The sequence below is a fragment of the Elusimicrobiota bacterium genome (assembly GCA_041658405.1).
Taxonomy (GTDB): Bacteria; Elusimicrobiota; UBA5214; order JBBAAG01; family JBBAAG01; genus JBBAAG01.
Genome location: JBBAAG010000002.1, coordinates 98015 through 108333 on the forward strand (window position 1 = coordinate 98015; position 10319 = coordinate 108333).

Below are 10319 nucleotides of genomic sequence, written 5' to 3' on the forward strand. Positions count from 1 at the left end.
TGATGAAAAAAATATATGGTTAAAACAATGAAACAAGCGGGGAAAGTGTTTAGTACAGTAATAATAGCAGTTACCGTACTGTCCAGTATATTTCTGTTAATTCCCGTGATCAGAGGTTCAGTACCTCCGGGGATTAATTATCAGGGGCGTTATAAAGAGAACGGGTTGTTTATTACCGGCAGCAGGGTGTTTAAGTTTAAGATTACCAATGCTGACGGTAGTACTGTTTACTGGGGATCAAAAGTTGCGGAACTAACCGTAGACCGCGGGTTGTTCAATTACGTCATTAATTGCGCGACTGTGCCCTGGAGTGATACCACACCCTATATAGAAGTCCTTGTGGGGCCTCAGGGGTCAACGAGTGAGGCGGAACTTACTTTGTTATTACCCCGTGAAAAAATTCAATCCACTGCTTATTCGGTATATGTATCTTCCGCTACGCATTCACAAAAATCCGGTACCGGGACAATTGATTATTTCGTAAAATTTACTAACACAAATATTATTGGTAACTCCATCCTTATCCCCACAGGCGCGTCTTTGGGGATTGGTACAGCGTCGCCAAATTCAAAACTCGAAGTGGTTTCCGAAATTGCGCATACATACCCCACCCCGGGGACAACTTACGGGTCGGTAACAATTTCGCCGTCTGGTACTGACGGTGATTCCGCATCCCTGACCTTCCGTGCGAATAACGGCGGGTCATTAGCTGCAGGCGCGCAGGCAGGGGTGTATGTCCAAAGTTCAGGAAGTTTGCCCGGGACAAAGATGTATTTTGCAACTACCGACAATTATACAACCGGCGCACAGGCTAGGATGATGATTGACCATACAGGTAATGTCGGGATAAATACTATAAATCCCAGTGATAAACTTACCGTCAACGGTAATATCAACCTGTGGAACTCATATAAACTGTATATCACAACAGATGCAGGGATTACTCTAGCGGGATACCTGGAATCCGGGTTGAATAGCGATTTGTCGTTAGTACAAAAAATCACGAGTAAATGGTATCGTATAGGCGCAAATAATAACAGTATTGGTTTTTGGACGGATAATAATGCTGAGAATAACGATGACCCGCAAATGGTTTTAAACTCAGCGGGGAAGGTTGGAATGGGCGTTTCCTCTCCGGGGTTCAAGGTTGAAACTTCAAGCGACACGTGGGTGGGTAATACGTGGACTATTAACCGCGACGCGTTTGTCATCGACGGCGGTTCTACGGGATACATCACTAATAACGCTTACAAAAACAATGCGGGTACGTGGATAAATGCGGATGCTACAAATAAAGCGGTCTCCATTAACCTCAGTGATACCGGTATGATAGAACTATATGGCACCGTAACCAGTGCCGCGACGGATTGGCGGCAGATGATGGTTGTTGACGGGCCGAATGAACAAACATATTTTCCTAATGGCAATATAAGTATTGCCGGGAATGTTGAAACCTACAAAGTAAATCTTGCGGGTGATCTTAAATTAAGCGGTGCAACTTCAAATACAATATTCTTTGGCAGCGGAACCCGTGCCGCGCCGGGTGCTTCCAGCAGCGGAGCTAAGATACAACTATACGGCACTCTAGGATCTGTGGTTTCGAATCATTACTGGGTTGGGGCAAATACTGATGTGTTGTGGTTTACCACGGACATTCAATACAAGTATTACAAAAACTCCGCTATGACTGACGGCGGGTTTGGAATGATGATGAAAACCGGGGGATATCTGGGGGTAGGAAGTTCTACGCCTGACTTTCCGCTTGAAGTATATGGTGAATTCGGGAGCAGTACATTTGGCGCGACCGGCGGATGGCGGCTCGGGAAAGGTTCTACAGCTACAACAACATGGCTATACCTGATGCGTGCAGGGACGTATGCTTACCAGGATTTTAATATCGGCGGGTTATATTCAGGTTCAGCGCAGCGATATGCGAATATTGACGATATCGCTGAAATGATGGATGTAGACCCGTCCGAAAATATTCAACCCGGAGAAATAGTAATCCCATCACCGGCTGACGGTTTGCGGGTTGTCCGGTGTAAAACCGCGTATTGTACTGAAGTAGTCGGCGTGGTCTCGAGCGAAAAAACTGCAAGCCTAATCATTGGCGGGCAAGGAGATCCTGCGGTGGACATGAAATCTTCTACACGCAAGCCTATTGCGATCTCCGGGCCGATATACGTAAAAGTGAACCTTGAAAACGGGCCGATCCGGCGCGGAGATTCGTTGACTTCATCATCCACCCCAGGATATGCGATGAAATGTTCAATGAAAACCGTAGGGCAAAAACTTAAATCCCGCGGTGCGGTCATCGGGAAAGCTATGCAATCCTTTAATGGTAATGTTTTTAAGAATACAGGGGTGATAGCTGCACTTATAACATTGAACTAACCGATAGGGCATGAAAATTAATAAAACCACAGGTTTAACCATACTCCTAGCGCTTGTAATAACATTAGTGTATGTACGTACAGTTTTTTTTGGGTTTGTATATTTTGACGATGATTTTTTGATTCTTGATAATCTGCAATTTTTGCAGAATCCTGTAAATATACTCACAGCGTTTAAGCAGGATGTTTTTCGCGTGTTACACGACTGCGATGTGTATTACCGCCCCATGATGGTGGTAAGCCTGATCATAGACGCACAGTATTCCGGCGCGTATCCATGGGGATATCATCTAGGTAATGTTTTACTTCACGTGTTATGTTGCTGTTTACTATTTGTTTTCCTAAAAAAACTTGGGTATCCGGAATTACCCTCATTTTTTATGGCGTTGCTCTTCGGGGTTCATCCATTACTCACCCAGGCAGTTGCGTGGATACCGGGACGGAATGATACGCTGTTAACATTGTTTGTGCTTACTGCAACAATATTTTTCCTGGATTATGCGAGAACCGGTAAACCGCTATTTCTTTGTTGTTTTATTCTGGGGTACACCTGTGCTATGTTCACAAAAGAAACTGCTGTGGCTGCTATTGGCGTATACGCATTTATATGGGTACTGAAATCGCGGGAGGGTATTTGCGAGCATAAGAGGTATATCAAAATAATCCTCTCTTCCGTATTTATAGCAGCAGCATGGTTTATTATTCGTGATAAAGTATTGGCGGAGCCTATGGAGCAGGATATTGGCAACTTGATAGAATCAGTGGTGTCAGCTATCCCTGCATTTGTGCAGTTGGTTGGGAAAGTACTGTTCCCGTTCAACCTTTCTCCAATGGTGTTGGTGCAGGATACCACACTGGTTACCGGTATTATCGCAATTATAGTTATTGCAGCGCTGTTTCACCCGTTTTTCCGTAAACGCTTGGAGTATATGGCATTAGGAATGTTTTGGCTTATTATCTTTTTAGTACCGTCTTTCCTGCGGGTTGACAACAAAAACGCGGTGTTGTATTATGAGCACAGGATGTACTTACCGGTAATAGGGCTTATTATTTTATTGTTAGAGACAAAAATTGTTGATATTCTTCAGGTGAGGAGCAAGATAGTGCTTGCAGTACAGTCAGCGGTAATAATGCTTTTTTGTTTTATAACATTTACATATTCATACACTTTCAGTAATCGAATGATCCTTTGGCAAACCGCGGTGCGTATGGCGCCGCATTCATCATTGGCACACCGGAATCTTGGTGTCATGCTTTTTATGTCAGGTTTTGATACAAAAGCTGAATTTCATTATAGAAAAGCTTTGGAGATCTGTCCGGTTGATGCAATGGCGCATAATAATATCGGATTGATTTATGTTAAACAAGGAAAATTTAGGGAAGCTGAAGCCGAATTTCTTGCTGAATTAAAGGTTAATCCCTACTATGATGTCGCTCATTTTAACCTTGGATTGTTATACTACCGTTTGAATAATTATAAGCTCGCAGAACTGTATTGGAAACACACGCTGGAACTTAATCCTGAATACACGGATACTTATTACAACCTGGCAATGTTATACTATCAAACAAAAAGGTATGATTATGCACAGTACTTTTTTGCTAAAGCAAAGGAGTACGGGGATTCACGTGTCACAAAAGATATGATGAACGAGTTTATGAATAAAACAAAGAATACAAGATAGTATGGCCATAAAAATATTGAGAGTATCTTCAGTTATATTTCTAATTTGCGTGATAACAATCTGTTCATATATAAGCAGGGAGAGAGTAAAGGTTTGGGGTGATAGTATTAAGTTGTGGAACAGCAGTTTCAAGAATAATCCCGACATATTCTTTGTCTATAAACACCGCGGGTATGCTTATATAGAACGCGGGGAGTATGATAAGGCAATCGCGGATTTAAGTTATGCCATAAAGATAATGCCGGAATACGCTGCGCGGTATTCTAATCCTAATAATCCAGCTTTTTTTAACCGTGAGCAAGTGTCGGTGTATTATACACTTGGCGATGCGTATTTTTATAATAATGAATATAATAAAGCTATTGAGTGTTATGATAAAGCGATAGAAGTTGCTGCGACAAAGTATCCGGAGGTGTATAACAACCGCGGGATTGCGTATGCAAAAAAAGGGCAGTATGGTATAGCTATGAAAAATTTTGATACCGCAATAAAACTGGATCCCGTATACGCGGAAGCGCATACTAACCGCGGGTATACGTTAAGCGTTCAAGGAAGGAATTTAGATGCTATTAAGGATTATGACCGCGCATTGGCAATAAATCCCGGGTATTATGACGCTTATGCCAACCGCGCAAAAGCATACTTTACTATCGGAGAATACGGGAAAGCAAAAGGTGATATTGAGATTCTTATCGAAGCAGGATATAAGGTGGATCAACAGTTCCTGATGCTGATACGCGAAAAAGTTGAAGAAACGGATTGGGGTGTACATTAATAAATGATATCGTCCCTACGGCAAGGCGTGTTCAAGTTCAATACACCGGTTGCGTTAATGGTACTGCTCTGTGTTGCGGTATTAACTTTCTTTCCGGTACTGAACAACGGTTTTACGAACTGGGATGATGACCTGATACTGACTGATAATCCGGTAATAAAAACTTTGTCACTAAAAAATGTGTACCGCATATTTTCTGAACCGTGTAATTTTGAATACCGCCCGTTTTTGTATTTATTGTTATCAATAGAATATTCTTTTGTCAAACTAAACCCGGTGCTTTACCATTTGACAAGTTTATTGTTTCACTTGTTAAACTGCGTCCTGGCATTTTATTTTATTTATTTGGTTACACATAAAAATGTTGTAGTAGCTTTTATCGCGGGTATCCTTTTTGCGGTGCATCCCGTGCAGGTGCAATCCGTTGCGTGGATCAGCGGGCGGGATGATGTTATGTACTTCGCGTTTTATATGTTATCACTGATATTTTATGTAAAGTATCTCGAGGCTGATAACAAGAAGTACTATCTACTGGCTATTCTGTCATTCATATGTTCAATGCTTTCAAAAACATTGGCGATGACCTTACCGGTGATGTTGTTACTGGTATGTTTTTTTCTGAAGAAAAAAGTTACCTGGCAGGATTTAGTAAAGACGCTTCCTTTTTGGGTGATGGATATTATTCTTTGTTATATTGCATTAACGGTGAGTACGCTACAAATGCCGGCAATGCAGTATTGGTTTGACACAAAAATTATGTCAACATTTGACGAACTGGTTTTTTATATGTACAAACTATTTTATCCGATAGACTTTTCGTACCTCTACTTTGACTACAGGGTATTGAGTTCACCGTATTTATCATTGTTGTTGGTAGTAAGCATGTTAGGGATAGTATGGTACACCCGAAAATTTACTGATAAGGTCGTTTTTGGCATGCTATGGTTTTTGCTGACAATACTGCCATTACTGAAGATAATGACTTCGCGTCCAGTCTGTGACCACCGGCTATACTTGTCTTCACTTGGGATTTTTTATATCGCCGGCGAGGTGTTTTTCTGGGTATTCAAAAAAACTGGGGTTATATCAGCGTATAAAGAGAAAGGGCAGGCAGGTGCGTAATATACAAGTTATAAAATTTGAGCAGGCCGCGTTTATTGCAGTATTACTTTTTTGGGGGTTGATATGTACATCCCGTGTGGTTGACCTTGATCTTTGGCGGCATCTAAAGGCAGGTGAGAACGCAATACAAACCCATACGCTGCTAGCTTCAACGGATACCGGCTGGATTTTTGATGTTGCTTTCGCTGCGGTGTACAAAATCAGCGGTATCTATGGTGTACAGATACTTAAAACTTCGGTACTTATTATCGCAGCGGTACTATTTTTTTTATTACTGAACTACAACCGCCTGCACTGGTGTGTATTACCGCTTCTCATACTTGTTTTTATTAGTGCTAGCCCGAAGGTACAACCCCGGCCGGAAGTGTTTTCTTTGCTGCTAATCGGTATATATCTTCATATATTAGAGCGTTTTCGTAAAGGAAGTGATAGTAAAACTATATACCTTCTACCCCTTTTGCAGCTTATTTGGGTGAATACTGCGGATGATTTTGTTATCGGTATGGCAATCACGGGAATATATTATGTCGACGTGATAGCAAGAGCATGGATTCCTTCTGTCGCAGAAAGTGTAGATGAAAATACGAGGGTGAATAAAATTTCTAAAGTATTCACGCTTACTGCGGTTATTTTATTTATGTCAATCATGATTTCAGTGAATCCTTGTGGCAATAAGGTTTATCATCTGTTCAGCGTGCACCCGGGAATATCTTCAGTACTGGGTGAACTAAGATCGCCGTTTATCCGCGAGTTGAACGGTGAAGCGTTTGCCCTGGCATACAAAATATGGATTCTCGTGAGTTTATCAGGGTTTATTCTCCGTCGGAAAATTGTTCCAGCACATCTTGGGATTTACCTCATATTTTTAATACTATCCTTGCGCAGTGTAAGAAATATACCTTTTTTTGTGTTTACATCCTTACCCATTACTGCAGAAAATTATGTCTGGTTATATGAAAAGTATGCGGGGCGGATACCTCCTAAATTGCGGGTGATAATAAAAAATACTGTTATTGCAGCAACACTACTTTATTGCATAACATTTTCATGGCAGTTTGTCACTAGAAGGATTTATGACGATATCAGCGGGTTCGGGTTAGGATTGAAACCGTATTATTATATCACCGGTGCAGCGGATTATGTCAGGGACGCATTACCTTCGGGTCGGATATTCAACGATATAAATTCCAGTGGATACCTATTCTGGCGCCTATCGCCTAAGAACAATATTTTTGTTGATAACAGTATAAACTATTACTTATTGATGGATCAACCACAGGTGTTTGATAGGTTCGCACAGGTGAATGGGATAAATATTGTTGTTATGCATCACGGTTTTTCTGGGGATAGGAAGTTTATACGTTACCTGTGGGATAATCCCGCGTGGGAAGTTAAGTTTTTGGACTATACCGGTATTGTTTTTACAAATACTGGAACCGGGAGGTCAGTGGATGCTGTGCGAAACAAAAATTATGAGTATCTTACCGCTGCAACCGCAGGGTTATTACAAGAGAATAATGAAAAAGTAAATCCTGTAATATTTACGATGGCAGATAACGTCCCGGAGTACCGTTCAATGATAGAACTTTGTACTTTACTTGGCTACCATGTCGATATGATACGGATTTCACATTATGCTTTACTAAAAAATAATCGGAGGTATGATGTTATCACCAACCTTGCGATCGCGTACTCCGGTATCGGAGACATCGCAACGGCGAAACAGTTTTTACAGCAATCTTTGAAAGTTAATAAAAAGTATGGTTATACATACTACGTGCTGGGCAATATCGCGGAGAAAGAAGGAGATGTTATTAATGCTGAGAAAATGTATAAACGGGCAGTTGAAGTCCATCCGTTTTTTCAGCAAAAATATGAAGCCCTCGCAGAATTGTATTTGCGTGTCAGCAATATTTCTTCCGCACGGGAGGTTTACCTGTTATTATTGAGAGAACAGCCGGGGAATACGGCGTTACTTTTGCGTATCGCAGATTTGTACCTGAAAACAGGAAATAAGTATTTAGCAAAAAAGTATTTGAGTAAAGCATTCCGGAAGGATAGCGGTGAGAATTTGTATCTCACGATTGGTAATATCTACGAAAGTAACCGTTACTGGGATGAAGCTTATGAAAACTACCTTGCTGCTGAAAAGATTAACCCGTCTTCTTCACTTGCAGCGTACGGCCTCGGACGGTGCTGTTATTCCGGGAAAAAGGATTTTTATTCAGCTGTTAAGTATTACGAAAAAGCGTTAGAGCTTGGTATTAACAACAAGCACGATGTCATCGCAAATCTTGGCCGCGTGTATTTTGATCTTGGAGAAAAAAAGAAAGGTGTGGCGTTGCTAAGGCAAAGTATTGAATTATTCCCGCGTAGTTTCGAAAACTGGGTATTTTTGGGTAGAGCGTATGAGAACCTTAAAGAACCTGGGTTGGCACTGGATAGTTACCGCCGGGCAGCGGAGTTAAACCCTCAGGATTTGGGTGTCGCGGGTAAGGTAGGCGCTCTGACAAGATCAGGACGTGGACGGGAATGAAGATCAAGTATACTGATATACTGGTACCAATATTTTTAACGGGTATTGTAATATTAAACATCTTTCCTGTATTCCCTAAGTTTGACAAATTAATGAATAATGACGACTTTCTGCAGTTCGCTGCAAGGCATCATATTGCACGGGAGACTGTGCTTCAATCACATCAGGTGCCTCTGAGGACACATTTTTTGGGCGGCGGATTTCCTACAGCCGGTGACCCTGATGACCCGTCATTGAGTCCGTTATTGATTTTTACCCTGGTTTTTGGCGAAGTTGCCGGGTTGAAACTTATGGCATTAATGCTGTTATTAACCGGGACATTAGCGATGTACTATTTCCTGCGCAGGTGGTATAGTTACACAGTAGCCGGTGCGGTATTCGCATCAGCGGTATTATGTTCCTGCACGTGGTTTCCAATACGGTTTTTGGGAGGTAATATCAACGAAATGTATTATTACCTTTTCCCGCTGGTACTGTATATTTTTGAACTCTATGTGAATAATGGGAGAAAGTATTTGATATTACTCGCCGCTGTATTAGCATTACTGGTTTTTGATGGAAAATTTGTTTTCCCATCCACCATCCTGTTTTTGTGTATCTACAGTTTTATCCGTTCTGCCGGAAGGAAGGATGGTAAGTTTTGTGTCAACTATGCATATCCAAAAAAAGCAGTGGTAGCAGCAATATTTGCGGTACTGCTTGGCGCGGTGAAAATTGTATTGGTCCTGGATTTGTTCTCAATACAGGGATCGATGATGTATCCGGTGGTAAAAATCCATGGGAAAGTTTATAGTGCTGATACTATTAAAGCAATGAATGTGAATAAATTAAGCAATATCGCGTGTATAGATAAAACAGAAATATTTAAAACCGAAAACTTATCTTGTCATGTCGGTATTATACCGGTATTAATAACTCTTTTGTCCTTGTTTTTGTATAAAAAAGTATATCATTGGGTGATACTTCTTGTTCCCGCGTTTATGTTAAGTGCAGCATGGACATTACCGGTTGATATTTTTAAGCCTCTCTGGCATCTTCCCTGGATGAATGCTATGACAATGCCGGCGAAGTATTTTAACTTTTTTATAGTATTTTCAATATCAGCAATCAGCGGTGCAGGGGTGTCATATTTTAGCGGGAAGGTTTCGGAGGTTATAAGTAAAGAAATAGTTAATGCCATACTCGGAGTAGTGTTTGTACTGTCAATCATACCGTTGATGAGTTTTACGTATGAATATTTTAATGCCACGGAGTTCGTTGCCCCTCCTGAACCTGCACACGGGGGTGAGTTTTATCATGCAGCATTGTTGGATAAACGCGATTCTGTGTACCTTTATGATAACACCTGCAAAAATGTTGGGACTAAAAACTGGTACGGGCCTGTGCTGTTACAGGAATATGTTGTACCAAAAATGTTTTACAAAATTACGGGCGAAAGTGTTGAAAAAATAGTTAATGATGCATATATCGGAGAAGCTTTCTTTATAGAAGATAAAAGTCAGAATGTGGCTGATATAACAACGCTTACTGCGAATATAATAGTGGTTTCAGTAAAAATAGATTCACCCGGGACACTGGTGCTTAACCACAACTATTTTAAGTACTGGTCCGTAAACAAGGGGGTAATCCAAAATTTTAAAGGGTTACTGGCGGTAAAACTTGATACTACGGGTACTTATGATGTTGAGTTCAATTACCGTAACGTCAAAGCAACTATCGGTTTTGTCGTCTCAGGATTGGCCTTCATCTTTTTATTGATAACAAAATATTATCAAAAACCTAAATAATCTGTTGTTATGTTATAATAA

The 10319-nt window shown here is 41.0% G+C and carries 6 protein-coding genes; all 6 read left to right on the forward strand.

Annotated elements, in window-relative coordinates; all coding sequences use genetic code 11:
- The first annotated feature begins 15 nt into the window (after window positions 1-15).
- Genes WC955_01050 through WC955_01075 form a run of 6 tightly spaced genes read left to right on the forward strand, consistent with a single transcriptional unit; the run spans window position 16 to window position 10298 of the window.
- Window positions 16-2394 carry a hypothetical protein gene (locus WC955_01050; protein MFA5857633.1) on the forward strand — a complete coding sequence of 793 codons (2379 nt, stop codon included), beginning with the start codon at window positions 16-18 and terminating at the stop codon, window positions 2392-2394.
- Between the two features lie 10 nt (window positions 2395-2404).
- Window positions 2405-4078 (forward strand): tetratricopeptide repeat protein, encoded by a 1674-nt coding sequence (locus WC955_01055; GenBank protein ID MFA5857634.1) that lies wholly within the window; start codon window positions 2405-2407, stop codon window positions 4076-4078.
- Between the two features lies 1 nt (window position 4079).
- A complete protein-coding gene (locus WC955_01060) occupies window positions 4080-4853 on the forward strand; it encodes a tetratricopeptide repeat protein (GenBank protein MFA5857635.1) in 774 nt (257 codons plus the stop codon).
- A gap of 3 nt (window positions 4854-4856) precedes the next feature.
- On the forward strand, window positions 4857-5975 hold the full coding sequence (locus WC955_01065) for a glycosyltransferase family 39 protein (GenBank protein MFA5857636.1): 1119 nt from the start codon (window positions 4857-4859) through the stop codon (window positions 5973-5975).
- Complete coding sequence (locus WC955_01070; protein MFA5857637.1) at window positions 5968-8511, forward strand: tetratricopeptide repeat protein; 2544 nt, start codon at window positions 5968-5970, stop codon at window positions 8509-8511. Before WC955_01065 ends, WC955_01070 begins: the two co-directional genes overlap by 8 nt.
- Window positions 8508-10298: a hypothetical protein gene (locus WC955_01075; protein MFA5857638.1), complete on the forward strand. Its 1791-nt coding sequence runs from the start codon at window positions 8508-8510 to the stop codon at window positions 10296-10298. The genes WC955_01070 and WC955_01075 overlap by 4 nt, the downstream gene beginning before the upstream one ends.
- Window positions 10299-10319 lie beyond the last annotated feature (21 nt).

Excerpts from the sequence above, each read along its gene's own strand:
- WC955_01075 (MFA5857638.1), top strand. The coding sequence starts at position 8,508 with ATGAAGATCAAGTATACTGATATACTGGTACCAATATTTTTAACGGGT.
- WC955_01065 (MFA5857636.1), top strand. The coding sequence starts at position 4,857 with ATGATATCGTCCCTACGGCAAGGCGTGTTCAAGTTCAATACACCGGTT.
- WC955_01060 (MFA5857635.1), top strand. The coding sequence starts at position 4,080 with ATGGCCATAAAAATATTGAGAGTATCTTCAGTTATATTTCTAATTTGC.
- WC955_01050 (MFA5857633.1), top strand. The coding sequence starts at position 16 with ATGGTTAAAACAATGAAACAAGCGGGGAAAGTGTTTAGTACAGTAATA.
- WC955_01055 (MFA5857634.1), top strand. The coding sequence starts at position 2,405 with ATGAAAATTAATAAAACCACAGGTTTAACCATACTCCTAGCGCTTGTA.